The 26,912-nt window shown below is 48.8% G+C and carries 25 protein-coding genes and 1 tRNA gene; 14 read left to right on the top strand and 12 right to left on the bottom strand.

From position 1 onward, the window contains the following. Positions 1–403, bottom strand: a 403-nt coding sequence (locus Q4526_RS10945; protein ID WP_303609628.1) for a winged-helix domain-containing protein, incomplete at its 3' end; no start/stop codon positions are given. Positions 404–638: 235 nt separating this feature from the next. Between Q4526_RS10945 and glpK the strand changes: the two genes are divergently transcribed. Both glpK and Q4526_RS10935 read left to right on the top strand, forming a co-directional pair. Next, positions 639–2,153 (top strand): glycerol kinase GlpK, encoded by a 1,515-nt coding sequence (glpK, locus tag Q4526_RS10940; RefSeq protein ID WP_215977106.1) that lies wholly within the window; start codon positions 639–641, stop codon positions 2,151–2,153. 34 nt (positions 2,154–2,187) lie between these two features. Next, on the top strand, positions 2,188–2,727 hold the full coding sequence (locus tag Q4526_RS10935; RefSeq protein ID WP_215977105.1) for a DUF3617 domain-containing protein: 540 nt from the start codon (positions 2,188–2,190) through the stop codon (positions 2,725–2,727). 88 nt (positions 2,728–2,815) lie between these two features. Here the strand turns inward: Q4526_RS10935 and Q4526_RS10930 are convergent, their stop codons facing one another. The 4 genes from Q4526_RS10930 to Q4526_RS10915 form a co-directional block, all read right to left on the bottom strand. After that, positions 2,816–3,442 (bottom strand): hemolysin III family protein, encoded by a 627-nt coding sequence (locus Q4526_RS10930; RefSeq protein WP_215977104.1) that lies wholly within the window; start codon positions 3,440–3,442, stop codon positions 2,816–2,818. A gap of 114 nt (positions 3,443–3,556) precedes the next feature. Then, positions 3,557–4,534, bottom strand: coding sequence for an alpha/beta hydrolase (locus tag Q4526_RS10925; RefSeq protein WP_215977103.1), 978 nt, complete (start codon positions 4,532–4,534; stop codon positions 3,557–3,559). Between the two features lie 361 nt (positions 4,535–4,895). Then, positions 4,896–5,147, bottom strand: a complete 252-nt coding sequence (locus tag Q4526_RS10920) for a DUF1244 domain-containing protein (RefSeq protein WP_215977102.1) — start codon at positions 5,145–5,147, stop codon at positions 4,896–4,898. A gap of 76 nt (positions 5,148–5,223) precedes the next feature. Then, a complete protein-coding gene (locus tag Q4526_RS10915; protein WP_215977101.1) occupies positions 5,224–6,639 on the bottom strand; it encodes a DEAD/DEAH box helicase in 1,416 nt (471 codons plus the stop codon). Between the two features lie 237 nt (positions 6,640–6,876). Between Q4526_RS10915 and Q4526_RS10910 the strand changes: the two genes are divergently transcribed. Together Q4526_RS10910 and Q4526_RS10905 are read left to right on the top strand one after the other, a co-directional pair. Further along, entirely contained in the window at positions 6,877–7,335 is a 459-nt protein-coding gene (locus Q4526_RS10910) for a CBS domain-containing protein (RefSeq protein WP_215977100.1), read from the top strand. 185 nt (positions 7,336–7,520) lie between these two features. Continuing rightward, positions 7,521–7,607, top strand: a tRNA-Leu gene (locus tag Q4526_RS10905). A gap of 258 nt (positions 7,608–7,865) precedes the next feature. Here the strand turns inward: Q4526_RS10905 and Q4526_RS10900 are convergent. From Q4526_RS10900 to cadR, 4 genes are read right to left on the bottom strand one after another with little or no spacing between them, the layout of a single operon-like run. Further along, positions 7,866–10,865: a Tn3 family transposase gene (locus Q4526_RS10900; RefSeq protein ID WP_215977099.1), complete on the bottom strand. Its 3,000-nt coding sequence runs from the start codon at positions 10,863–10,865 to the stop codon at positions 7,866–7,868. Positions 10,866–10,896: 31 nt separating this feature from the next. Further along, on the bottom strand, positions 10,897–11,391 hold the full coding sequence (locus Q4526_RS10895; RefSeq protein WP_303609631.1) for a tyrosine-type recombinase/integrase: 495 nt from the start codon (positions 11,389–11,391) through the stop codon (positions 10,897–10,899). Next, on the bottom strand, positions 11,316–11,978 hold the full coding sequence (locus Q4526_RS10890; RefSeq protein WP_303609627.1) for a hypothetical protein: 663 nt from the start codon (positions 11,976–11,978) through the stop codon (positions 11,316–11,318). Before Q4526_RS10890 ends, Q4526_RS10895 begins: the two co-directional genes overlap by 76 nt. An 11-nt stretch (positions 11,979–11,989) precedes the next feature. After that, positions 11,990–12,406, bottom strand: coding sequence for a Cd(II)/Pb(II)-responsive transcriptional regulator (cadR, locus tag Q4526_RS10885; protein WP_018416679.1), 417 nt, complete (start codon positions 12,404–12,406; stop codon positions 11,990–11,992). An 82-nt stretch (positions 12,407–12,488) separates the two neighbouring features. Between cadR and Q4526_RS10880 the strand changes: the two genes are divergently transcribed. From Q4526_RS10880 to Q4526_RS10840, 9 genes are all read left to right on the top strand, one after another. After that, positions 12,489–13,376: a cation transporter gene (locus Q4526_RS10880; RefSeq protein ID WP_215977122.1), complete on the top strand. Its 888-nt coding sequence runs from the start codon at positions 12,489–12,491 to the stop codon at positions 13,374–13,376. 109 nt (positions 13,377–13,485) lie between these two features. Next, a complete protein-coding gene (locus Q4526_RS10875; RefSeq protein ID WP_303609626.1) occupies positions 13,486–13,788 on the top strand; it encodes a hypothetical protein in 303 nt (100 codons plus the stop codon). 60 nt (positions 13,789–13,848) lie between these two features. Next, positions 13,849–15,120: a TolC family protein gene (locus Q4526_RS10870; protein WP_215977097.1), complete on the top strand. Its 1,272-nt coding sequence runs from the start codon at positions 13,849–13,851 to the stop codon at positions 15,118–15,120. A gap of 53 nt (positions 15,121–15,173) precedes the next feature. Beyond that, on the top strand, positions 15,174–15,434 hold the full coding sequence (locus tag Q4526_RS10865; protein ID WP_215977096.1) for a hypothetical protein: 261 nt from the start codon (positions 15,174–15,176) through the stop codon (positions 15,432–15,434). Beyond that, the gene (locus Q4526_RS10860) at positions 15,434–16,513 is read left to right on the top strand and encodes an efflux RND transporter periplasmic adaptor subunit (protein WP_215977095.1); all 1,080 of its coding nucleotides are present in this window, start codon (positions 15,434–15,436) and stop codon (positions 16,511–16,513) included. Before Q4526_RS10865 ends, Q4526_RS10860 begins: the two co-directional genes overlap by 1 nt. Positions 16,514–16,525: 12 nt before the next feature. Then, positions 16,526–19,642 (top strand): efflux RND transporter permease subunit, encoded by a 3,117-nt coding sequence (locus Q4526_RS10855; protein ID WP_215977094.1) that lies wholly within the window; start codon positions 16,526–16,528, stop codon positions 19,640–19,642. A 74-nt stretch (positions 19,643–19,716) separates the two neighbouring features. Then, positions 19,717–20,616, top strand: a complete 900-nt coding sequence (locus Q4526_RS10850; RefSeq protein WP_018416673.1) for a cation diffusion facilitator family transporter — start codon at positions 19,717–19,719, stop codon at positions 20,614–20,616. A 121-nt stretch (positions 20,617–20,737) separates the two neighbouring features. Next, positions 20,738–22,639, top strand: coding sequence for a cytochrome c/FTR1 family iron permease (locus Q4526_RS10845; protein ID WP_303609625.1), 1,902 nt, complete (start codon positions 20,738–20,740; stop codon positions 22,637–22,639). Between the two features lie 89 nt (positions 22,640–22,728). Then, positions 22,729–23,070, top strand: coding sequence for a YnfA family protein (locus Q4526_RS10840; protein WP_018416671.1), 342 nt, complete (start codon positions 22,729–22,731; stop codon positions 23,068–23,070). Positions 23,071–23,402: 332 nt separating this feature from the next. On the opposite strand, the gene Q4526_RS10835 is transcribed toward Q4526_RS10840, so the two are convergent. Next, positions 23,403–24,047: a helix-turn-helix domain-containing protein gene (locus Q4526_RS10835; RefSeq protein ID WP_215977092.1), complete on the bottom strand. Its 645-nt coding sequence runs from the start codon at positions 24,045–24,047 to the stop codon at positions 23,403–23,405. Positions 24,048–24,307: 260 nt separating this feature from the next. On the opposite strand from Q4526_RS10835, the gene Q4526_RS10830 reads away from it, so the two are divergent. After that, positions 24,308–25,396, top strand: a complete 1,089-nt coding sequence (locus Q4526_RS10830; RefSeq protein WP_303609624.1) for an HAD family hydrolase — start codon at positions 24,308–24,310, stop codon at positions 25,394–25,396. A 435-nt stretch (positions 25,397–25,831) separates the two neighbouring features. Here the strand turns inward: Q4526_RS10830 and Q4526_RS10825 are convergent, their stop codons facing one another. Both Q4526_RS10825 and Q4526_RS10820 read right to left on the bottom strand, forming a co-directional pair. Next, positions 25,832–26,632 carry a hypothetical protein gene (locus tag Q4526_RS10825; RefSeq protein WP_215977090.1) on the bottom strand — a complete coding sequence of 267 codons (801 nt, stop codon included), beginning with the start codon at positions 26,630–26,632 and terminating at the stop codon, positions 25,832–25,834. Further along, a complete protein-coding gene (locus Q4526_RS10820) occupies positions 26,632–26,889 on the bottom strand; it encodes a hypothetical protein (protein ID WP_215977089.1) in 258 nt (85 codons plus the stop codon). Before Q4526_RS10820 ends, Q4526_RS10825 begins: the two co-directional genes overlap by 1 nt. Positions 26,890–26,912: the final 23 nt, after the last annotated feature.

Below are 26,912 nucleotides of genomic sequence, written 5' to 3'. Positions count from 1 at the left end.
GCAAACGCACGAGTACTTCGTCGCCATCAAACACTTTTCGCATTTGGCGGTTATGCAAATAGATGTCATCGCCGCCCTCGGCGGGGATAGCAAAGCCGTAGCCATCGCGATGGCCTTGAACTCGGGCTCGCACCAGGTCCATTAAATCAACGCGGGCATAGGCGCCACGGCGATTGCTGATTAATTGACCGTCGCGGGCCATAGCGATTAAACGGCGACGTAGCGCCTCAACATCTTCTTCGGAAGTCAGCTCCAGCAAGTCAGCCACCTCGGGGTGGGTGCAAGGGCCGGGCTGGCGATCCAGCAGTTCGAGGATTAACTCGCGGCTGGGAATGGGGTTGTCGTATTTTTTCGCCTCACGATCGGCGTATGGATCCGCAGGCGGAACTCGGTTTTTACTCAAAAGAAAGACTCCAATAGGGTCTGAGAAATAAATTTTCCCCATTATAGGGTATTTGAGCCAGACTGAATAATCTTTAACCCAAACGGGCTCTAATGACCGCTGCCAATAAGTGACACAGCCGACATAAGCCCCACTATACGGGATTCGACATTTGTCGCCGCCGGCAAGTCGCGCTAAGCTCTTGCAGGAGAGATTCACAGGATGCGTACACTTATTTGACCGGCGACAGCGACATATGGATCAGCATATATTAGCCATAGACCAAGGCACGACCAGCTCCAGGGCAATTGTGTTCGCGCCCAATGGCGATATCGTCAGCGATGCACAGCGCGAGTTTGATCAACACTTTCCCGCCGACGGCTGGGTAGAACACGACCCGCAACAAATTTGGCGGGTGACCTCAGCGGTGTGCCGCGAAGCACTGGCAAAGCTACCCCCCGGCACAGGGGTGGCCGGTATAGGCATTACCAATCAGCGCGAAACCACTGTGGTTTGGAACCGCGCCAGTGGCGAGCCGATTTACCCTGCGATTGTCTGGCAAGACAGGCGCACAGCAAAGCAATGCCAGACAATGCGAGCGGCGGATCAGGAGGCCGATATTACCGAGCGCACCGGTCTACTGCTAGACCCCTACTTTTCCGCCACTAAAATCGCCTGGATTCTCGACCACGTCGAGGGCGCTCGCCAACAAGCCGAAGCGGGCGAGCTGGCCTTTGGCACCATGGATACTTGGCTGATTTGGCAATTAACCGGCGGTAAAGTTCACGCTACCGATGCCACCAACGCCTCACGCACCTTACTGTTTAATATCCACACCCAGCGGTGGGATCAAACACTGCTCGACGCTTTTGCCATACCGGCGGGTATTTTACCCGAGGTATACGATTGCGCCGCCGACTTTGGCTTAGCCATCGAAGGCCTGGGCGGGCAACATTTACCTATTGCCGGTGTGGCAGGTGATCAGCATGCCGCCATGGTTGGCCAAGGCTGTTTTAAACCGGGCATGATCAAAAGCACATACGGCACTGGCTGTTTTGCCCTGATGCACACCGGCAGTGACGCCAGAACCTCCCGCAATCGCCTACTGACCACAGTCGCCTATCGCTTAAACGGCAAACCACAATACGCGCTGGAGGGTTCTATTTTTATGGCCGGCGCCACCGTGCAATGGCTGCGAGATAAGCTCGGCATAATCAACCATGCCAGTGACACCGAAGTACTAGCCGCGAGTTTATCATCCAATAAAGGCGTGTACTTAGTACCGGCTTTTACCGGCCTTGGCGCACCGCATTGGCAACCGCAAGCCCGAGCGGTTATTTGCGGCCTAACGCGCGACAGCGGTCGGGCCGAAATTGCCCGTGCCGCCCTGGAGGCGGTGTGCTACCAAACCCACGATTTACTGCAGGCAATGACCGCCGATGCCGGCCACCGCCCCGACACTATTCGGGTCGACGGCGGCATGATTGCCAACAATTGGCTAATGCAAACTCTTACGAATATTACCGACACTCCGGCCGAGCGACCCCACGTAATTGAGACCACAGCACTGGGCGCCGCGCGTTTGGCGGGCCTGCAACTCGGAATTTACCCCAGCCTGGAAGATATCGCATCCGACTGGCAACTAGAGCGACGCTGCGAGCCGGCCATTAACCCGGCCGAGCGCTGCGCCATGCTTGAGGGTTGGCAGCGGGCTATTAATCGCGCCCGCCAGGACGATAAACCGGCAGATTCAGCCTGCCAACAAAACTAACAAATTTACATTCACATAACTTAGGGACATTTGTATGAAAGCTTATCCGTTGTTATTCGCTTGTGCTTTGACTGTAGCCGCCTTACCCATCCACGCCGAGACGCCCACCATTAAACCGGGGCTGTGGCAAAACAGCATTGATTTTTCGACCGAGAGCGGTGAGCTCGAAAAACAAATGGAACAAGTGCGCCAACAGCTGGCACAACTACCTGAAGCCCAAAAGCAAATGATGGCAAACATGCTGAAATCGCAAGGGCTCGATTTTGACCTGGACTCGCAAACATTTAAAACTTGCCTGAGCCCTGAGCGCGCGGCTGAAGGCCAGTTTACCGTTTCGGAAAAGAACGATTGTCAGACCGACGAGGTAAGCAAAGTCGACGGTAAAACCGTGTTGAATTTTAGTTGTGATGGCGAAAAAAACAACGGATCAGGTTCAGTAACCTTTCACAGCGATGAGCACTACGCTGGGCAATCGCAATCCACCACCGAAATTAACGGCAAACTGGAACAAATCACCGTAGAGCACAGCGGCAAATGGTTGGGCACTGACTGCGGCAATATACAGGCCCACTAAGCGGGGCTATCGTGTAACTAGCCGCCCAATGCGATAAACAATATTCGCATTGGGCGGTATTATTAAGCCCTGAGGTCAACTGCCCGCATCAGCGCACGTATGCGACAATCGAAATAAAGTGGCAAAAGGAGCCCGCTAATACAAACATATGCCAAATACCGTGAGCATATTTTAATTTTTTAAGGCCATCGAGCACATAGAAAACCACCCCTACGGTATAAGTGATACCGCCGGCAATTAACCAAGTCAGGCCCGCCGCCGGAAACCCTTCGGCCAAATCCTTGTACACCACCACACACACCCACCCCATCACCAGGTAGATCAGTATTTGCAGCCATTTAATGCGCCTTTTCGGCAGTATATCCAGCAGTAAACCCGCCAGCGCCAAGCCCCAAATCACTGCCAGCATAATCCAACCGGTGGTGGCGCCGATCGTCACCATCATAAAAGGTGTGTAGGTACCGGCAATCAGTAAATAAATGCACACATGGTCGAGCTTGCGAAACACCGCTTTCACCCGCGGGGAGCGGAAGCTGTGGTAGAGCGTGGACATGGTGTAGAGCAAAATCAACGTCACACCAAACACAGCGAAGCTGGCAATCAGTGCCGCATCCCACTGTTGAATACTGATTGTAAGCAGTGCGCCAAACCCCACCAAAGCCAAAACAGCCCCGATAAGGTGAGTAATGCTATTGATTCTTTCGCCATCGTACATGTCTTGACACCCATCGTTGTGAACATCGCCAATAAAACTTCGATAGTTTATCAGGCTCTATACAACAATAAAGTGACTGTAAAAGGTAAGTTATGGCCCGACGCGCGGCCCGCCCTACCCAGCCGGCGGTGCCACTAAGACCACACTGCGGTTTGCCGGCGACACACGCCCGCCATCTATGGCGGCGGCTATGTGCTCAATCACCGGGCTGGCAACACCATGTGCGTCGTCCAGAAAATAAGCGTGGCCTTTGCGGTCAAAGCGATTATTAAAATCATCACAATCAACCTCATACACACGGGTAGGCAATTTGGTTAAATCTTCCGGGCCGGTCATCCCGAGTCGGCGCGACAGCACCTTGTGGCGAACATTGGCAATTTTAGAGGCGGGCATAGCGTAGTCGTCACTGGCAAAATACACCACGGTGTTGCGGGCCGAATCGACAATATAGCGACCACTCTTCCCCTGCTCTAAAATTTCATTTTCTAAATCAGCCGCCACTAAAAAAACGTTGCGAAAAAGCTGGGGCATATTTCCGGCCGAGTGTTTCTCGGCCCATTCTCGCAATGCGTTATTCAGCACCCGCGAACCCATTGAATGAGCCAGTATATTCATTCGCCGCAAACAGGGCTCTTGCTGTTGAGCCGGGTCGCGGCGCCAGTCATCAAATTTACCCAGCATACGGGAAAAAGCCAAACCGCTGGCATCGGCTGCGTCTTGGTCATCCCAGTAATCATCGGCAAACGCGGCGACTGAGTCGTCATCACAGGGCCATATTAAAGGCACAACCAACACCAACTCCGGAGAATGGGCGTCCATCAACCGCTGCAACCTTTCGGCGTTGGTAAAAACATCCGGCTCCATATTATTATTAAAGCCGTGCACATACAGCAGCAGCTGAACCTTTTCGGGCAGCTGTTTTAACCGACCAAAGAATGCCTTGCTTTTAATCTCGGTATATTGATCCTGACCTGTGCGTTCACAAAAATACAGATACTGCGAAACAGCGGTATTTTGATAATCAAAACTGATGTTGCGATTGGTGCGCGAGCGGGCGGATTGCTCGGGGGTGCGATTAGTCACGAATAGCATGCCTTGCCTCCTGATCCTTGTGTGGGCAACGAAATTAAACCGTCTACTAGTGGTGAGACGCAACGCCGAGTCGCATCATTACAGGCACTCTAAAAATTACAGAGTTAATCGCACGGACCACTAGTGTCAGAGCTTCTCCTTATAACCCCTGAGATAACTCGCAGACATGTATAGCATGTTTTTTGTACAGAACCCAATAATTGGACGACAATCCAATCAAGCGCCATTTTGGACGCCAAAAAGCGGCGCCAACCGAGGTACTCGAACAGCGAGTTTGGCTGGTAAGGTGATAGACAGAACAGAAAGGCACCTAACGATGCCTTGCGTAGATATTACTCAGTGGTCGTGATAAAGGTTTTTATCAGCGGGGCGTTTGGTACATTTCTTTCCACTCGGCGTAGGGCATTTTATAAATCACATCGCGCGCCTGTTCTTTGTCAAGTTCAACACCGCGCTCACTCGCCGCTTGTTGATACCACTTACCCAAACAGTTGCGGCAAAAGCCCGCCAACTCCATTAAGTCGATATTCTGCACATCTTTGCGCTCATCCAAGTGTGCTAATAAACGGCGAAAAGCCGCCGCTTCGATTTCGGTTTGTAGGTTTTTATCCACTGTGAGCCCTCAAAAATACCCAATATCCAACGAACAACCGCATTGACTGCCTTTACTGTACGGCCCGCTTTGGCAGCTACTGCCCGCCCCTATTGCCACCGGAACCCTGCGGCCCTTTAGGCTTAGAGTTGGCACCCGAGCGGCGGCGCGAATTGCTAATTTTACCCGAACTATTTCCACCGGGCTTTTTGGCCAGCGGCCCCTTGCCGGACTTGGCCGCCGGTTTTTGCGACTGGCCGCGACCGTCGCCTTTTGTCTGTTGCCGGTTGGGGCGGTTTTGGCGCGGCTTTTTGGGGCTGCGCGACGGGCGCGGCCGGGCATCGAGACTGGAATCCGGCAGCGTATGTATAGGCTCAAAACCAACGTGCTCTTCGCGCGGGATAATTGTTTTTGTCAGCCGCTCAATTTCGCGCAGCATATCAATTTCATCGGCGCATACCAGTGACACGGCCGCCCCTTCGGCGCCGGCGCGCCCAGTGCGACCAATGCGATGCACATAGTCCTCAGCTACTTGGGGCAAATCAAAATTGACAACCTGAGGCAGCTGATCAATATCCAAACCGCGCGCGGCAATATCGGTAGCAACCAGAACCCGCACTTTACTTTGTTTAAACTCGGCCAGCGCCTTTGTGCGAGCGTTTTGGCTTTTATTGCCGTGAATGGCCGCTGCACGCAAGCCGGCGGCGTCCAATTGTTTTACCAATTTGTTCGCGCCGTGCTTGGTTTTGCTAAACACCAACACCTGCTGCCAATCGTTGCTCTCAATTAAATGAATTAACAACGGCGCTTTTTGCTTTTTATCCACCGGGCACAACCATTGCTTTACGCGCTTGGCGGTGCTGTTGGGTGGGCTAACCGACACCTCGATAGGATCATTCACCAAAGATTTTGCCAGCTCGCGAATGTCTTTGCTGAAGGTGGCTGAAAACATCAGGGTTTGACGATTATCAGGCAGCAATTTCAAAATTTTGCGTATATCGTGAATAAAACCCATATCGAGCATACGATCGGCTTCATCCAACACGAGAATTTCCAAATCTTTAAAATGGAGTGCGCCCTGCTGATGCAAGTCCAACAACCGCCCCGGCGTAGCAACCAGAATATCCACCCCGCCGCGCAACCGCATCATTTGCGGGTTAATTTTTACCCCGCCAAAAACCACTGTCGACTTAATCGGCATGTGCTGACTATAAATCGCCACATTCTCACCGACCTGGGCCGCCAGCTCGCGGGTGGGGGTAAGCACCAATGCACGCACTGGGTTGCCTTTAGCCTGGGCTTTAGGTCGGGCACTACTACCACCGAGCAATTCCAGCATCGGCAAGGTGAAACCCGCCGTTTTGCCTGTGCCCGTTTGGGCGGCCGCCATCACATCCCGACCTTTTAACACAGCGGGAATGGCTTGCGCCTGAATCGGCGTTGGGGTTTCATAACCCTGGGCGGCAACGGCCTTTTGAATGTTGGGGCCGAGGCCCAGTTCAGTAAATTTCATGGCATATTGCTCGGGATGAATTGCTCGGAAAGCGGCACTTGGAAAAGGCCGCGAAGCATACAGCACCGAGCTAAAAATAGCCACAGGCGCGGCCTAACGGCACATTACCCCAACAGAACACTACTACCTCTCCTTAAACTCCCAATGGGCAGCGCCGCTTCGCCCCAATTCGAGCGGCTTAGCCGTCTATTGGCAATAAACCGGCCGGCGATTACACTGTGGTAAAAAGGGATAACAATGACGGCTTATATCGAAAAGTATCTATCACCAGAGGTAGATTGCGCGTACGAAGGCTGGTCTGTACAGCGCCTGCAAAACCTTTTAAACCGCAAGGAGTTAGCGCGGGTGCCGGTTATTGCATCCGACCACCAATTGGTAGGCAGTGTTGGCAGCGCCGACATCTACCAATTAATGAATCAAGAAGAAACCTACCGTGCGCAACTGGTTAACAACAACTTCCGCCGCACAACGGGGCACGATGTCGAGAACCTGGATGAACTCACCCAGTGGGCGCGCCGAGCTCTCGTCTACTGCACCGTGCACCAAATCATGCAGCCGGCCGGCAATCAAATAGACATCAGCGCCAATGAAAGCGCCGTCAAGCAAGCCCTGCAACTCACCTCCCAGCAGACGCTGTGGGTCACACGCCAGGGAATTCTAATCGGCCAAATCACCGCCGCAAAGTTACTGGCTTAAAAGCAGTAAGCTCAAACCAATAACAAGGGCAGAAGATCTCTAACAACACCCAAAATGCTCACAAAAACATCAACTTGGCGGTAATGAGAAGAAATTGTCACTTTTCAGCGAGCAGGCGTTGACAAGCCAAAAAACTGGTCGTATAGTGCGCGTCCTCAGCGTTTGGCACCCGCCAACACTGACTTGCCCAGGTGGTGAAATTGGTAGACACGCTAGCTTCAGGTGCTAGTGCTCGCAAGGGCGTGGAGGTTCAAGTCCTCTCCTGGGCACCAAATACAAAATTAAGCTCTTGTTTTTTGTCGGCTTACCCATAAAGTGTCCAGTTTGGACACTTTATGCTTCAAATTTGAAGCAGACAAGATATGCATCAATAGCTTCCAAACAGGCTAGCGACCCTGCAGCATATGTGAGATACCACACAGTTGGCCATAGCTAAAGATCATTGGGTTGCTCTACAAGAGGGTCGGCCGTCATTCTGGAAAAATTCGCCAAAATGACGTTAACATATTGATATTAATGGTTTTTTACGTTTATTCTGGTTCCAGTATCTTGATCCCAAAATCCAACGGCGGAACCTCTCTTTCCATGTCCAGATTGTAGTCACCAAAGCGATTGATATTGGAATTTCGGTATGGTGAGAGCCCATTCAGTAGCTCTTTGTTGATTACCACACCCTCTCTCGACAAGCCCTTCAGAACATGTGTCATTTTTTCCACGTTGTAGAGGATCACCATGTTCGCGACAAGCTGGTTGTATTTAACGATTTTCCTTTGCTCATGGCGGACGTTTTCAGCAATGATGCCTTCCCCTCCAAAGAAAAGCCATTTGATAAAACCGTTAAATTCCTCACTTTTATTGGTGGCTGACTGAATGGTTTTTCGAAGCTCAATTTCATCGATATAGCGCAATAAAAAGAGAGTTCTTATCGCCTTTCCCAGCTCCTTAAAAGCCAAATACAACTTGTTTCTACGACTGTAAGTTCCGAGTCGTCGCAAGATAGTCGAAGCTGTAATCTTGCCCTTTTTAATTGAGATGACCACACGTAACATATCTCGAAGGTGCCGCTCGATTAATTTGAAATCGATACTCCCGGCAAACAAGGACTCAATATTTTTGTAACGATAGCGATTGTCCGGCCTGAAAAGCAGCAAATCCTGAATGTTGCGAATTCTAGGCATAAGGTTTATACCCAGCAAGTGCGATAGACCAAACACTGGATAACTTTGGGCTTGCGTATCGCCGTGTAAAGTGTCGGGTTGAATGTCGGATTTGTTGTTCATCAGGCCATCGAGAATATACACCGCTTCGTAGACACCGCACGGAATAAAATGGCTGAACAAAGCAATGTAGGTATCGGAAACATGGTAGTAGCCAATACCACCATAACCGCCATAGCGAATATGGTACTCCGTTAACAGGTTCTGTTCATACAAGTCCCACATCGTCCCATCAGCTGACGCGTGCTTCCCGCTGCCCCAGTATTTAGGCAGATCAAATTTATTGTAAGCGTTAACGACCTGGGTGATCGCTTTGTCCAAACGATCTTCGGAAGCATGTCTAAGATTGAGCCAAGCAACTTGTTTACGGCTCATATTCTTCACAGACTTGGCCGTTTGAACAGGTCCAAGATTGCAGCCATAACAAAATAACGTGGTGATGAAGCGCTTTTCTGGTTCATCAATACGCAATTCATTCCCTGACAGCGGCCCAAATAGTTTATGCAGACCAAGCCACTTTTCCGTGTCGGTCAGGATGTCAGTGATGCTCACTTCGGGAAGATTTTCCGTAATCAGAGCATCGAGCTTTTGCAGTTCGGCCTGTGGTTGTTCACTCCTTATTGGGCTGATCGACAGTTTGCCCTCTTTAATCGATGCGTGAAGGTTGGATGGAAATCGCTCGTCTACCCGCTTTGATCGTTCTGTCAGCTCCTTCTTTAAGTTTGAAACAAACAAATTCGCATCATTCAGCGGCATTTCTACTTGTTCACTATAATCGCATAATTCTTCATCCAAAGTTTCATCATCGACCAGCTGCTCTCTATAGTCATCAAATTCGGCACTGAATGGAATAAACAAATCACCTGAAGAGAGTTCATGTTTTATATGTAACAACAACCAGAGTTCTAGGTATTTTCTATGGAAAAGTCGTTCAGCTTCTCCGGCGTCATTCTTCGTGTTTGACAAGATCAACTTACGCCATTTTTCTGTGAGCCTAGTGGTATCGAATGGCTCCGGCAAATGCTGGTTCAGCGCCTCTTCGTTGATAAATTCGGATCGAGTACTGCGCAAGCTCTTTAGCAAATTGAGTAGTGACGTGCCGCTGGTATCACTGGACGTCGATTGCAAATCCAATATATCCAGGCAATTGAAAAGCAAAGCGCGTTTCTGCCGGTAATTGCTCAACATGAAGGGGTAATAATTGTTTCCGGCGTAGGCGATGTGCTGATTGCATCGATCTATCAGCGAACTGGCGTCTTCGCCCAAGACACTACCAATTGCTTGCAGCTTAGTTGATTTTTCAGAATCTTGATCGTACGCGATAAGAACGTCTCGAAATTTTGCGATCAAGGTATCAATTTGCTTTTGGTGCTCCAAAATGTATTTATTCAGTGCAGCTTGTGCGCTGGCCTCCATACTTCGCAGCATTTTGATATAAAGATTGGCTACATCATCCAAGGCTTTGCTGTGTTGTTGGCGAATTAATATTACAGCAAGTGCATAACGCTTGTTGACTTTGAGTCGCGCCATTTCGGGGGCGGTTAACGAACGAGCCTCCAGGGCAAACTGACTGTATTTCGCGACAGGAACATCGACTTCGGGGAGGGTTTCACCTAAAGTTTGAAGCCAATGAACATGTTGAAGATAGCTTCGAACTTCTTTGTTACCCGGCTTTATGGGTTCACGTTTGAGGATATTCCAGGCACTGTAAGCGCCATCGGAAGGATTCAATAATTCATCAATTTTTTGTTTGGCTTCCGGCGATAGGTTTCGGCCAATCTCACGAAAACATTCCTCATTGACTTTATTCCTCGCTGCACGAGCGATTCGTTTGAGTACTGTAAATCCCGGCAGCTCGTAATGGTGACGCGCCAACTCCTCAAGCATTACGTTGATGATGTCCGCGAGCATTTCCTTGGTCTCTGACGCGTGTTCAGCAATTTGAGCGAGCCACGGCTGGTCGCTTAAACCGAATGGCTTTATGCCGAGATATTCCCTCAATTGCTGTTGCAGACGTGATCGAGACCCAGATCGATCATAGTCTTTAAGCTGTTTAAGAGTAATTGGCCGTTTGATACCTATGGCGTCAAGCACATGTTTCATGATCGAGGGTGACGCTGAGGCCAGGGGCACAAAGTAACCGAGTCGCTGAAGTAATTTCAGATTCAGAATGAGGCCGAAACGTAAGATCGGCTTTTTTTCCGAAGCGATCAGTTTTAATTCTTCTGGTGTTGGGGTGTAATACTCCTTGAGTTCTTTATCGGTGATGGTGCTGCGCAGTCGTGGATAGGCGGTTTCATGCAGACTGCTCATATCTTAAATTGCCTTTAAAAACGGGGGTTTGTTAATCCCAGTGTTTATTGGTGCGAGGATCGTAAATGCTTACCTCTAGCATGCATTGATTCGCTGACGCGATCTGGTGCATTTGATGAAGCAGTTCATCCAGAATTTCATCCAGTAAATCACCATCAATATACTCCACCGTAATTTCGTACTTCCTTCCTTCTGAATCGATCTTTTTCATCGCCCACGGTGACAAGCAATGCCGTTCGATCAAATTTTTTGCTTTTTCAGTACGCTTGGACAGCTTGCTATAAGGTTCGAGAATAAGAAGAACTTCCAAAAGCGATTGTAGGGGTTGTTGTTCGTCTCGTTCGATCGGCACAGATACCTTTCCAGTTCCACTACGATACTGAGAAAATGGATCGGGTGCGTCAATGTAACGTATTGCCGATTGCACATCTTTCCAACCCACGTATTCCATCAGGGATTTCGTGTCCCAGCCCTGCGCATTAGCCCAGGTGGCAAAACCTCTTCGCAGCGAGTGACTGCTAAACAGGTTGGCCTCGTCAATCTCGGCTCGCGAACAGCACTGCTTAATGATGCCGATGATGCTGGCGGGATGCAGTGCGCCTTCGGATAATTGCCCCCACCGATTAATCGAACGAAAGACTGGTCCACACAGAGACGGGCTAATTCGTCACTGCGAAAAGCTCTCCAGAAACCGATCAGCAATAAGGCTTTATCTCTGATCGATTGCAACGCTTCTTTTGGCGAGCCAGTTGTAATAAAACCGTCAAAAGAATTCACCAGCTGCGTTAGCTGGTCGAGCTGAATCGGTTTAGCTTGCTTTTGAACAACCGGGTGCAATTCGGCGATGCCCTTTAACACTTTTTTCACATGCGGTGCTTTGGTGGGATCGGGAAAGCCCTGATCAAGATGCCAAGCCGCTAAACCGGCTAGCCGCTGACGTAGCGTATTTACAGACAAGGTTTTTGCATAATCCGCCAAATAGCGAGCCACACTATCGGCCGTAGCGGGGAGAAAACCACCCCATTGGCACTCGAAATGCTCGACAGCCGCACGGTAACTTAAACGGGTGTTCTCACGTGTTGCCGCTCGCACATATTGGTCAACGTCTGTCACGTTTATTTCCTTTAAATACGTGTAGACGAGCGCTGAGGTCTTGGCGACAACTCACCCAATATGCCGCACTGATCGACAGACCTCGCATTGCCACATTTAAGTCGTAGCTTTCTGAGGTCGCCATGAAGATTTTGTAAATCCTCGATGCGCGACTCCACAACCAGTAAGTGCATATCAATCATCTCATTTACCGCTTCGCATGGGGTGCTTGGTGAATGTTGTAACGATATTAGGCGTTTAATCTCACTTAATGTCAGGTCCAGTGCACGGCAGTTCTTGATGAAGGCCAGTTTTTCTAATGCAACTGCGTTATACACCCGGAAGTTCCCTTCGGTACGTTCAGGTGCCGAGATTAAGCCTTCTTTCTCGTAGTAGCGAATTGTCTGGATCGAACAGCCGCTGAGTTTTGCGAGCTCGCCAATTTTCATAGACTTTCACCTTGACTCTATAGTTACTATAGAGTGTAACCTTGCGCAATCTATGTAACAAGAGCCAACTATGTCAGATTCCATGACTCGCTGTGGCTGCAACGACAATCACACAGCGCCATCCCAGCCCAAACCAGAAATGGAAAACCTTACGCAGGCTGCGAGCCATGTGAGTGTGTTTCACGTCCCTAAAATGGATTGTCCATCTGAAGAAAACCTGATTCGCACCGCGTTTTCGAGATTAGGTGAAGCCGTCAACTTAGAATTCGACATCCCTAATCGCAGCGTGCGTGTTTATCACTCGAATATGGCGACACCAGTGGAAAAGGCCATGGCGTCTGTTGGGCTTGGAGCAACCTTGATCTCACTTGAATCGGTGGGCCGAGAGGCGGTTCAAAAGGTTATGAAAGCGGCAAAGTCTGATGAAGCACGAGAATCGCGAGTTTTGCGATGGTTGCTGACAATTAATGCAATCATGTTTATACTTGAATTTGGAGTGGGAATTGTAGCGCAGTCTACAGGTCTAATTGCTGATTCACTGGACATGTTTGCCGATGCAGCGGTCTACTGCGTGTCGTTGTTTGCGGTGGGTAAGGCAGCCAAACTTAAAATTAAAGCGGCCCATATCTCCGGTTGGTTGCAACTGGCCCTTGGTTTGGGTGTCCTACTCGAAGTGCTTAGACGTGTGATCTATGGGAGCGAGCCGGTTTCGACACTTATGATGAGTGTGGGCGCAGTGGCCCTGGCAGCGAATATTACTTGCCTCATGTTGATCTTCAAATCGCGTAACCAGGGTGCCCACATGAAGGCAAGCTGGATATTTTCGGCGAATGATGTGCTCGCCAATGTCGGCGTCATCACAGCCGGTATCCTAGTGGCGGTAACCGAGTCTCAAATACCTGATTTGGTCATAGGGATTATCATTGGGCTGGTCGTATTAAACGGCGCACGGCGTATTCTTTTGCTATGATAGCCAATTATTAAACTTGACTTAGAGACTGGATAAACCAGAAACAATGTTAAAACGTGCCCTGACATACTTTTTGCTGACGCTGATTGTTCTTCAATCAGGCTTGGCTATGGGCGACGCGCATCAACTTCACCAGTCCGGTTCTGAGCATGTGACTTTCGATGAAGATCACCAGCATCTAGACGGCCTTGAGTCTGAAAAACACTTGGCTAACGACGGTGGCTCGGACGCGCCTTCCTCTCAAAAGTGGGATTGCCACCACTGCTGTCATTGTCACGGACACTTTTCACCCGCCATTCTGATTTCTACCGACCATATCTTATTGTCCAAGCATTCATCACCGATACCCACGTATTCTGAAAACGCTTTTCCCGATACCTACGAAGCCTTCCTGCGCCCTCCTAAAGCATAAGCCCTAAGTACCGTTTTTCACCCGCACTTGCGGAATTACGACTTACATTAGGACTTATCCATGCGATATACCACTTTTAACAGGTGTCTTAAGCCCTGTGTGTGGCTTGCGTTTTTACTTTGCAATTTGACCATCACTGCAAACGCAGCTGACATAGATGCGACGCTAACCTTGAACAAGGCGCTAACTCGAACGTTGGCGCACAATCCACATCTTTATCAATACCGCTTCACCCAAGAAGCGTTAAATGCTCAACGGCAAACCAGTGCCTTACGCCCAGCGATGGGATTGGAGCTGGAGGTCGAAAACTTTGCTGGATCGGGCAACAACGAGGGATTTGATTCAGCGGAAACCACTCTGGCTTTGTCTTCAGTGATCGAACTGGGCGGGAAACGTCAGGCTCGTCTTTCCTACGCTGACGCTCGCATCAGTCAAGCACAATGGGAACAGCAAGCTGCCACACTTGATGTGTTGGGCGAACTGACTGCGATCTACGTGGAAGGTTTAGCAACCCAGGCCAATATTCGGCTGGCCGAGGAATCACTGGGGCTATCCGAGTCATTGCTGCTTACCGTTAAAATGCGCTCCAAACAGGGAGCCACACCGGAGGCGGAAGTCATGCGCGCCCAAGCTGCCGTCGCGCGGGCCGAAATCCGTCTAGCTGCGCTGGTGGAACAGCTCGAACGCCAAAAAGTCCAGTTGTCGCGGTTTTGGGGTGATACCTCTTCCGCGTTCACCAAGCTGGAGGGCAGCTTGTTTGAGTTTGGTCCTAACCAGAGCTTCGAGCAGCTGTATGCACGGGTGAAGACATCACCGGCTATCCAAGTATTTGCAAGTGAGGCGCGAATCAAGGACGCGCAAGTGACGCTGGCACGGGCTGGCGGACGCAGTGATCTCACCTGGAGAGCGGGCATCAAACGCTTTGAAGAGACAGGCGATTCAGCGTTTACCGCAGGCCTCTCCATTCCTTTGTTTTCCAATAAACGCAGTAGTGGCGAAGTGAAAGCCGCTCTAGCAAACCGCAATGCGGTGGATTATGCCCGCCAAGATCTGCTTTTACGCTTACATGCTCAACTTTTTGAGGCCTATTCGCTGAGAAAGCAAAGTATCGAAGCGGCCAATAAAACCCAAAATGAGGTGATTCCGGCACTGGAAAACGCACTCAAACTGACCCGTGAAGCCTACGAAAATGGGCGTTACCGATATCTGGATTTGATTGCAGCTCAAGAGGAGTTGCTTGCAACCAAACAGGCGCGTATCGATGCGGCATCGACAGCACTCATCAGTCAAGCACTGATAGAAAAGCTGTCCAGCGAAGCCCTTAATCAATAACTCAACCATTTTATTCAGGTTTGACCACCGTCAGGCCTCAGGAATTTATGACTATGAAAAATTTAATTATCTCAGTAATCACAGTGTTAACCCTTGCTTTAAGTACTTACCTCTATGCGGCTGACGATCACAAACTCGATCATCAGCATGAAGAAAGTGAAAACCATAAAAAACACCACGCAGAGGGTGATCACAAGCAACATGGCGACCATGTTGATCACAAAAAGACGTCCAAAAACGATCACAATGAGGATCATGAACACGGCGATCATGCTGAAGACAACGAAAATAAAAAAAATAAGGGAGATAAATAATGAAAGGATTAACGACGTTGTTTTTTCAGTTAGCCTCTAAAAACAAAGCCATTGTCTTCGGCGTGCTGTTTGCACCGACTGTCCTGTTAGGCACATTAAGCGCTTGGGCGGAAAATGGCCACGACCATGAACATGAAGCCACCGAACAGCATGCACCGCATCATAACGAGGGTGACCACGAAGAGCACGAGGATCATGTTGATCACGATGACGACGGTCACGATCATGATGAGCGTGGTCATGGTAGCGAAGAGGATGAGCTTGGGCACGAAGAGGAGAACAGCAGCCGTATTGATGGAGAGATGGCTAGACAAGTGGGCATCGTCACTGCAAGAGCAGGCTCTCAAGAACTTCACCAAACGATCACCGTTTACGGTACGGTGGTGTCAGCGCCAGAACAACTAAGTCATGTGCGTGCCCGCTTCGAAGGGGTAGTCAAGTCGGTTCAGTTCACAATCGGCGACCGCGTAAAAACCGGTGATGTGTTGGCAGAAATTGAGTCCAATGAAAGCCTCAAGACCTACCAGATACGCTCGCCTATTTCTGGTCGTATTATGCAGCGCCATGCCAATACTGGAGAAGTGACCCAGGATCAAATTCTGTTTTCCATTGCCAATTTTGACACCGTATGGGCCGAGCTGCGCGTATATCCCGCACAGCAGTCCTCAGTTACTGAAGGTCAATCTGTTCATGTATTGACGACCAATGGCAACATTGAATCCAAGGTGAACCATGTCGTGCCATCAATGGAATTTCCTTATCAGTTGGCGCGAGTCAAGCTGGATAACAGCAAACAGTCTTTATCCCCCGGGCTCATGATAGAAGCCCAGATAGAGGTCGGTCGCTTTACCGTGTCTCTGGCCGTTGCGAAGGATGCAGTGCAAACTTTGGGAGGCCGCCAGGGCGTTTTTGTTAAGCAAGGTAATGAATATACCTTTACGCCGCTTGTACTGGGTCGGCAGGATGATCACTTCTATGAAGCTATCAATGGGCTTAAATCGGGTGATGAATACGTCAGCGAAAATAGCTATTTAATTAAAGCTGATATCGAAAAATCCGAAGCTGAACACGAACACTAAAAGGGGCGCATCATGATTGATTCACTTTTGCGTCTCGCTATTGAGCGGCGCTTACTGATTTTATGTTTTATTTTTGTCATTGTCGGCGTGGGTGTATGGAGCTATCAAAAACTCCCGATTGACGCGGTACCCGATATCACCAATGTACAGGTACAAATTAATACCGCAGCACCGGGCTATTCACCGTTGGAGTCAGAGCAGCGTATTACCTATCCCGTGGAAACCGCTTTGGCCGGCTTGCCGAACCTTTCGTATACGCGATCGCTTTCCCGTTATGGCTTGTCCCAGGTCACCGTGGTGTTTGAGGAAGGCACGGACATTTACTTTGCTCGCAACTTAATTAACGCCAGACTCGGAGCGATTAAAAGCGTCTTACCGCCTGGGCTTGAACCGGAAATGGGACCTATTTCTACCGGCTTGGGTGAGATCTTTATGTACACCGTACAAGCTAGCCCCGATGCCCGCATGGCCAATGGTGAACCCTATACCGCCACAGCATTGCGAGAAATCCAGGACTGGATTATCAAACCTCAGCTCGCTCAAGTGAAAGGTGTCATCGAGGTCAACAGCATTGGTGGCTACAACAAGCAATACCACGTAATGCCCGACCCCACGAAACTACTGCTTTATAAAGTCAGCGTTGAAGACGTCGTACAAGCATTACAGGCCAACAATGATAACCGCGGAGCGGGCTATATCGAAACAAACGGTCAGCAACTGTTGGTACGCTCACCCGGCCAGCTCGAAACGGTCGACGATATTGGCAATGTGATCATATCCGAACAGGGTACCGTGCCGATCAAGGTCAAAGATGTCGCCGAGATTGGGATTGGAAAAGAGCTGCGCACTGGTGCCGCAACGCGAGATGGCAACGAAACGGTATTGGGTACCGCCATGATGCTGATCGGGGCCAATTCACGAACCGTTGCTCAAGATGTGGCGAGCAAGCTCGATGATATTCAAGCCTCGTTACCGGAAGGCGTGGTGGCTGAAGCCGTCTATGATCGTACCGCTTTGGTCGACAAAGCCATTGCCACTGTGTCTAAAAACCTGATGGAAGGTGCGCTGCTGGTTATCGTGGTGCTATTCCTTTTATTAGGTAATTTCCGAGCGGCTTTGATTACCGCAGCGGTCATTCCGCTGGCTATGTTGATGACCATCACCGGCATGGTAAAAACGGGCGTATCAGCCAATCTGATGAGCCTGGGTGCGCTCGATTTTGGCTTGATCGTCGACGGCGCGGTCATTATCGTTGAGAACTGCGTTCGTCGTCTGGCCGAGAATCAACATAAAAACGGTCGGCAGGATTTACGTGAACGATTGAATACCGTTTTTGATGCAACATCGGAAGTGATTCGCCCCAGCTTATTTGGCGTGGCCATTATTACCATTGTCTACATCCCGATTTTCAGTCTGACCGGTGTTGAAGGCAAGATGTTCCATCCGATGGCGGCAACCGTGGTGATGGCGCTATTGTCGGCCATGGTGCTTTCGTTAACGGTGGTGCCTGCGGCTGTTGCCGTGTTCATGAATGGCAAAATCAGTGAAAAAGAAAGCATTGTTATCAGCAAAGCAAAATGGGCCTATCAACCCCTGCTCAAACTTGCGCTGAAGTTTCGCTGGGCCGTCGTCGGCTTTGCCTCTGTGCTCGTGGTGTTTTGTTTATGGTTGGCATCCACTCTTGGCTCTGAGTTCATCCCCCAGCTGAACGAAGGTGACATTGCGCTGCACGCCATGCGTATACCAGGTACCGGTTTGGAGCAAGCCGTGGAAATGCAAGAAATTCTGGAGCGGAGAATCAAAGCCTTTCCTGAGGTGGATAAAGTTTTTGCGCGAATCGGCACAGCGGAAGTGGCCACAGACCCCATGCCGCCCAACGTTGCCGATAATTTTGTGACACTTTTACCACGTAGCGAATGGCCCGATCCCACGAAAACCAAAGGCGAACTTGTTGAGGAAATGGAGCGTGCATTGGAGGAGCTGCCGGGGAACAACTATGAGTTCACGCAGCCCATTCAAATGCGTTTCAATGAATTGATCTCGGGTGTGCGCGCGGATTTGGGCATCAAGGTTTTCGGTGATGACCTGGATCAACTTGTCATCACAGCAAACGACATTCTTAAGGTCGTCAATTCGATTGACGGCGCAGCGGATGCTCGAGTTGAACAAGTCACGGGCTTGCCGACACTTTCCGTTATCCCGAATCGCACTGCTCTGGGTCGCTACGGATTGAATGTGGCGGACCTTCAGGATTGGGTGTCCGCGGCCATCGGCGGTGAATCCGCCGGAATTATTTATGAAGGAGACCGGCGTTTCGAATTGGTTGTGCGTTTGCCGGAAACAACCCGTCGCGATATCGACCGTTTGAAATTTTTACCAGTGCCACTCACTAATGGCGGTTATGTTCCCTTGGAAGAAGTCGCAACTTTGGATATCTCACCGGCACCAGCACAAATCAGCCGTGAGAATGGTAAGCGCCGCGTCGTGGTCACCGCTAATGTACGAGGTCGTGATCTGGGTAGCTTTGTAAAAGAGGTGCAAGCCAGCATTCGTGAAAAAGCCGATATTCCGCCGGGTTATTGGCTGGACTATGGTGGCACGTTTGAGCAACTGGAGTCTGCCAGTAAGCGTTTGTCCATCGTGGTGCCGCTAACGCTATTGGTAATCTTGGGGCTATTGGTAATGGCCTTCGCATCTGTGAAGGATGCATTGATTGTTTTCAGTGGCGTGCCGCTCGCATTAACGGGTGGTGTCGTGTCGCTCTATTTACGGGATATGCCGCTGTCGATATCCGCAGGGATTGGATTTATCGCGCTCTCCGGGGTAGCTGTACTTAACGGCTTGGTGATGCTGGCCTTTATTCGCCAACTCTGGCATGAAACTGGGGATTTAACCAACTCAATTATCGACGGGGCGATGATTCGATTGCGCCCAGTATTGATGACTGCCTTGGTAGCAAGTCTTGGCTTTGTGCCGATGGCTTTGAACACCGGTACCGGCGCGGAAGTTCAACGACCACTCGCAACGGTTGTTATCGGAGGCATTATTTCTTCAACGATTCTAACGCTGTTAGTCTTGCCCGTACTGTATCAGTGGGTACATCGCAGGAAGAAAAAAATTAAAAAATAATCGTCTGGCCCCGGTGAAAACCGGGGTCAATTCCGTTTTCACGTTAATACCACAGATACACCGCTGGAGGGGCAATGCATTCTCATTCACACGACGACAGTAGCAGCGCAAGAATCGGCTGGGCATTTTTTCTCAATGTCGGATTTACAATCATTGAGTTTATTGGTGGCATACTGACCAACAGTACCGCGATTATGGCAGATGCGGTTCACGACCTTGGAGACAGTCTTTCTATTGGGCTGGCCTGGGTGCTGGCAAAGCTAGGAAAAAAACCGGCTTCCAGTTCATTTTCTTACGGCTATAAACGCTTATCGTTATTAGGCTCACTCATCAACGGTATCGTCCTTGTCGCCGGTTCATGCTGGGTGTTATTTCAATCCATTCCTCGACTCTTCAATCCGGAAATGCCCGTGACAGAAGGCATGCTCGCACTGTCTATTTTTGGTATCGCCGTGAATGGATTCGCCGCATTTAAACTCAGCAAAGGAAAAACGCTCAACGAGAAAGTCCTTAACTGGCATTTGTTAGAGGACGTATTGGGATGGGTAGCGGTATTTATAGTATCTATTGTTTTAATGTTTGTTGAGTGGCCAATACTCGACCCGATTTTAGCGATCGGTTTCACCTTGTTTATTCTGGTGAATGTCATCAAGAATGTGGGCGCTACATTAAAGCTGTTTTTACAGGGTGTACCTGATCAAACCATTGCCGAAAAAATTGAAGGGAAGCTAAAGAACATCCCTGAATTTAAACATTTTCACCATTTGCATTTGTGGTCACTGGATGGAGAAAGCCATGTATTAACGGTTCATATTGAACTCGAAGCAGACGTATCACTGGAGGATCAACGAAATTTAAAACGTCGCCTGTCGGATGCGCTGGCTGAGTTTGAGTTAAGCCACACAACGGTCGAGTTTGAACTTTGCGATGAGCCTTGCCGGGATGAATTGAACGCAGAGCACGTTCATGAGTAGTACTCAATCGATCGGTGCTTACGGATTCAACTAATCTCCGGGGGATGTTGACTCTATACTAACTATAGATTTTATAATCGAGAGTGATTCTCATTCTTTATCTATGCTTCGAGGTTGTACCGTGCCTTTTTCCCAGCTTTGTACGTTTAAAATTCATTTGGCCGTCTTGCTATTACTCTCTTTGTATACGGTCAATAGCATCGCCGACACATCAATTCCAGACTATCGGCAAATGGCTCAGCTCGCCGAATACGTGGGCGTGGATTATCCGGAAGCGGTGGACAACGGTGAGGTCATTAATAACGGGGAGTATCAGGAAATGCTGGAGTTCTCCAGCATCCTGGTAGAGCAGGCAAAGTCCTCAGGGGTAAACACGTTGATATCCAAGGCGCAGATGCTGGAAACCGCGATTCTCGAAAAGCAATCGCCTGTTGTGATACAACAATTGTGCAGCCAGTTTCGCTCTGACCTGCTGGAACACATGCCGCAGACTGCACTGACTCAGCAACTTTTGCCAATGACTGAAACCCAATCCCTGTTTCAATCGCATTGTTCCACGTGTCACGGCACCCAAGGAAAAGGCAATGGTCCTGCAAGCGCTGGGCTGGAGCCGCCACCAACGGATTTCACCGACAGAGCACGTGCCTTAAATCGTTCCATTCTCGGACTATACGATGCTATTTCGAATGGCATCGACGAGACCGCCATGGTGGCTTACGAGCAATTGAGTGAACAACAACGCTGGTCGCTGGCATTCTATGCCGGGAGTTTGGCTTTTGAAGGTAAATCAGGAGTAATCGCAAGTACACCTGGTTTGACTCTCGAGAGATTAATAAACCATAGCCCAAGCCAATTGGCTAACGGGGATAGCAATACGCTAGAAAAAGTTGCGCAACTGCGTGCTTCACCCCAGGCGCTTTTTTCGTCCTCACGGTCGCCGCTGGGCATCGCCAGAAACCAGTTATTGGCAGCTCGCACAGCCTATGAAAACAGTCAATTTGAGGAGGCAAATCGACTGGCGGTAAGCGCCTACCTGGACGGGTTTGAGTTGGTGGAAAACAGCCTGGATACACGAGACCAGGATCTTAGAAAGCAAATTGAAGCCAACATGATGGCGCTGAGAAAACAGTTCCGAAACACCGCAGATCGCGAGCAACTTGAAACGAGTTTGAACACCACTCTCGCTCAACTCGATAGCGCTGAACAACTGTTGTCTGCAGACGCCTTATCCGACGCGACCTTGTTTAGCGCAAGTTTAATTATTTTGTTACGAGAAGGTTTGGAGGCGTTGCTGGTCACACTCGCACTTGCGATGGTGTTAATACGTTCTGATCGAGGAGATGCCCTCAAATACGTGCACGCCGGTTGGGTAAGCGCGCTTGTAGCCGGTGGAATAACCTGGTGGGCCGCTCGCTCATTTATCAGTATTAGCGGAGCAAGTCGAGAAGTCATGGAAGGTGTGGCCGCTCTCGCCGCCGCCCTGGTGTTATTTTATGTTGGCGTTTGGATGCATAGCAAAACTCATGCAGCCCAATGGCAATCCTACATTCAAAAACACGTTACCGAGCGTTTAAAAGCGGGGACACTCTGGGGCATTGCAGGGTTAGCATTTGTCGCCGTTTACCGAGAAGTTTTTGAAACGGTGTTGTTTTATGAAGCCCTGTTAACACAATCATTACCGGCGCAAACACCCACCATACTCAGCGGATTCGTGGTTGGCACGCTTTGTTTGTCTGTGATTGCGTGGGCGATGGTGCGCTACTCGATCAAACTTCCGATTGGTCGCTTCTTTTCCGTGACTACCTATTTACTCGTAGGGTTATCATTTGTATTGATAGGCAAAGGAGTAATTGCCTTACAAGAGGCCGCAATCATCGGAATTTCACCACTACCTATTTCTTTTGAGGTTGATTGGATTGGGTTGAAATCCACTTGGCAAAGTTTGTTCGGTCAATTCACGGTTGTCGTACTATTTGCTGTCTTTACGATACATTCCAGATTTTCGAGCGTGCAGAGGACTTGATTGTATTTATTTACGACACGAGTTCAGAGCCGCGCTGTACCCTATTCGATGATGCTGCCCAACTGACAAAATCCCGGAGTAAATAACGTATGCTTTTGATGAAAACTGCTGGCCTTTTCGTGCTCACCGCGATTGCGGAAATCGTAGGATGTTTTTTGCCTTATCTCTGGCTGCGCAAGGAAGGCTCTGTGTGGCTTCTGTTGCCCGCCGCATTAAGCCTTGGACTGTTTGTTTGGTTGCTGACATTGCATCCCGCTGCCAGTGGTCGCGTATATGCGGCCTATGGTGGGGTTTACGTTGCTACAGCGTTAGTCTGGCTTCGTGCCGTTGATGGAGTGAAGCTTTCCTCTATGGACTGGCTGGGCGCGTGTGTCGCATTGATCGGTATGGGTATTATCGTGATGGGTTGGAATGCGCCGAATTCGTACTGATTTTTGGAGGAATCCGCTTTGAAATCGACTTAACATTAAATAACTCGTGATTATTTAATGTTATTTTGTAGCTGTTCTTACTTCATGTGGCGGTATAATATAGTACGTATATACATGGTATGTAATACAGTACGTAATATATCAAGTGTGCGGGGGATCATAGTTTGGCCATCAGTTGGGACCATAGTTTGGCCGCTTTCAGCGTTTTTCGGGCTGGGATCGCTATAACGACAACCCTTCTAAAAGAAAGGCCTGAACAGACAACTTTCCAAGATCGCGATCGCCTTCAATACTCAGCCAAGAAGTGGAGATAATCGTAGGTAGTTTACAGACTATCGAGGTATAGTGAGTTTGTGATTTTTATACTCCGGCTTAGAGCGATAGCCGAGTCGATAAAGACAGGTCATCAGTAGATCAATGGAAAAATTGTCAATTTTTCCATTGATCAAATCGCTAACTCGCGGCTGTGTAAGCCCGAGCTTTTCCGCCGCCTCGGCTTGTTTCCAGCCTTTATCAATAACAACATCTCTAATGGCAATCATTAGATTAGCACGAGTTTGCAGTTCGTTAGATTCGTCCTTGTTGTCAGCTACGGCATCAAAAATATTTTCAAACTTAACGGAAGGCATTTTTGGAACTCCATATATATCAATTCTGATATATAACCATCCTGACACAAATATAGGGGCATCTAAAACACATAATTGATTCAGCAACCAGGGACAGGCTAGAACTCGCAATACCTCGATACTTGCCAGAGCAAAAGTATTCAGCTCAAACATCAGGCTCGAATCCTGATTGAATCCAGTGCATCCACCTTCCCAGAGCTGCTGGCAGATAAATAGTCGATCCTGATCTTTGCCTGACTCCAATGGAAGTATCGGGCACAATATACCGCCGTAGGCCTTTTGGCCATCAATGTTAAAAATGCCTACCTGATTACCAAGTAATGCCCGGGTCCCGAACCAACTGTACAAGAACCTCTCCCAAGCGACCATGAAGTCTTATTATTGTACGGCTCAAACGTTCATATGTTCAATGATCCTACTCATATGAAACACAATGGTGATCGAATTCAGGCCATTTGTAGTTGGAGGCATAGAAATCTGCAAATGGTGTGGTTTTCCAGACGGAGCCTAGCAAGACTACCTAGTAATTAACTCAGCGTGTATATTGACTATTTGAGTTGCTCAAAATCAAGGGATAATATTGGCTGACTTAGGTTTAGGGGTAAAGCTTGGAAGATAGAAAGTCAACAAGGCGCCTACTGGTCCTAGACGTGGATAACACGCTGCTTCATATGCCCACTTACGATCCTATGATCAATATGCTGTCTGGTGGCAAAGTATCCAAACAGGAGTTTTACGATGAGCTTCCAAATGGTGGAATTCCGGTAGAGGACGATTCACTACTTAAAGTTTATCCAAGGCCACATCTTCTCGAATTCTTAGACGGCGCACGAGCACTGGGATATGACCTGGCACTGTGCACTACCGCAACGGAGCGTTACATTGATGTGGTGCTGCCCTTATGTGGAGTTAGCCTAGATAGGTTTGTTGCCGTTATTTGCCGAGAGAAACTGACGCCTCGTGGTGGAGGCAAGTATAAGAGCATTGATCCTTTTATAGCGTTAGGCTACTCGGCTAATCACATTGTTGTCATTGACGATTCTCGGGATGTGTATCTGCAGACGCATCATGTGATTCAAATCTACCCGTACCATGTCTCCGATAAGCGCTGCGCCAAAGATTCAGAGTTGCTTGTCATGCTGCGGCGCCTGTCGCATTTAGGCGACCAGTCGCTGATTGATGTACGTGAACACTACTATCTACACTCAAGCCGTGAAGCCCACATTCGAGATCTAGCGCTCACAGCCTTTGACAGTAAAAAGTATCGGGACCTCCCATATTGTCCAGAAATATTTGGAAAGGTGTGTGTCGATATCGAACGATACCCAGAGGTTACCCTTCCTATTGCGATTTCACTGGACCGATTTTTGATGTTTAAAGATCATGGACTTGTTGGGGGTGCCGAAAAACAGGGTAACGAGCTTCGCATTGTCAATTATTGTCCTGAGGTGTGGACGAATGTATCTGCAGGCATTAGCAGTATGAAGTTGACCCCGTGTCATTTGGATCAAATTTTATGGTCGGCTGACCGCATAAAACTACAAGAGATGTGTCATTTTTTAGGCTACAAAGTCTCTCAGGATGACGTCCTGACACTCGCCGCGGTTAGCCTTCAGCCGATCAACTATAACGGGCTTCACGTGTTGGCGCTTCGTGAAGGTTTGCTTGACGATGACTTAGACTTGTTTGCCCCTTAGAGATGCTCGAACAGATCGGGGGTTAGTTTGTCTTTGCAAGGTTGAGCATCAAAAAGCTCATCTGCAATGAGAAGCCAACAGGAGTACTTCCTCAAGCTTGGATCTCGAATCCTATACAGCTGGATTTTGATCTGGTTGAATTCCGTTTAGCACGTGTAAATTCGTTCAATAGCTTGAACAAAATTCCTCTGTAGACCCCTAAAGCCGTCCCGTTCAACATAACATTGAACAACATATACCACATAAGTTTGAACAAATTTCGCAGTTTTTGTATAGACCATCGAAACACTGTCTTTTGACATTGGCAGTCAATTCGGGCCGAATATTTAACGCCCGCTTCAGCTACGCCGAAACTGGAGCGGCTTTGTGTTAATGTTTGAGCGCAGCGAGTAACACAAAAACGCGGAGGTTTTGGCGTCAGACTGCAAGCGCTTGTTAGCTACTTTGTTCGACAGCTGACTGGCTATCTGAATTGTCACCACTAATTTCTGGCGGATTAATTAGCCAGATGAGAACAAAGATTGCTATCGCTCCCCCTGCATAAATACCAAAATACGCAGCTGGGCTTTTGGAACCAGTTTCTAAATTTAAAAACCCGGGAATAATTGAAGCTATAGATGCGAGAGCAATTGCAAATAGCCCGCGCAAGATAAAAGCCTGATATGCCGTTGGGTTCGGGAGCATTAAAGCAATAACTACGCTCGCGATAAGTGCAACACACCCAACACATAAGCTAGTTATTAACTGCCATTTTGGAATTTTTACTTTGTCTGATCTCGCAGGCATATCGAAACCTTGTGTTGGTAAGTTCTTTTTCTCAAACTGGGACTTTAAGGCTCCAGATTGAGCTTTTGGGAGGTACTCTAAAACCATGCGCTGCATATTTGAAAACGCGCTACTTGCAGGGTTTGCATGGCTCCCTAAAATTGAATTCCAGCTAAGAATAAACTTTGCGTGCAGAAAATATGACTCTAAAATCACCTTGCAATCTTCAGCCAATCCGGTGACCCACTTCCCTTTAGCATGAGCCCCAAGCAAGTCTGAATCACCTACGAACCGCTCAACATAGTTAAAATAGTCATTGCCCAATCTTTGACATTCAAGAAGCTGAGATAAAGATGGTTCAGTATTATTTTGCTGGTATACCAGTACTATGGGAGTAATGTACTCCGTATACGAGGCTTTAAGTTTCGCTATTTCTTTACCAGCCTCGACAACTGCCTGCTCATTCGTCATTACTTAGAAGAGCCTTTTTTTATGGCTAGAGCAAGCAAGGTATTTAAGTCAGAGTTGTCTGCACTCTTTAGCATTAACATACGGACGGAGCCGCAGTGCTTAACAACTATATTCTGGCAATCCGTACGACTTAAAGTCTTACCGCTTCGAATCGCTTCATTGATATCTTTCTCGATAGCGGCCAGTTGCTGTGCAGTTGGATGCCAATTTTCTAGACCACAAGTATCTCTCAAAAAATCTTCTAGATTTTTATTCATAGTTTACTTACCTCTTCTAGTTT

This window comes from Gilvimarinus sp. 2_MG-2023, assembly GCF_030547685.1.
In the GTDB taxonomy this organism is placed as follows: Bacteria; Pseudomonadota; Gammaproteobacteria; order Pseudomonadales; family Cellvibrionaceae; genus Gilvimarinus.
The sequence above is the reverse complement of the archived record's forward strand: the minus strand, read 5'-3'. Positions and strand labels throughout refer to the sequence as shown.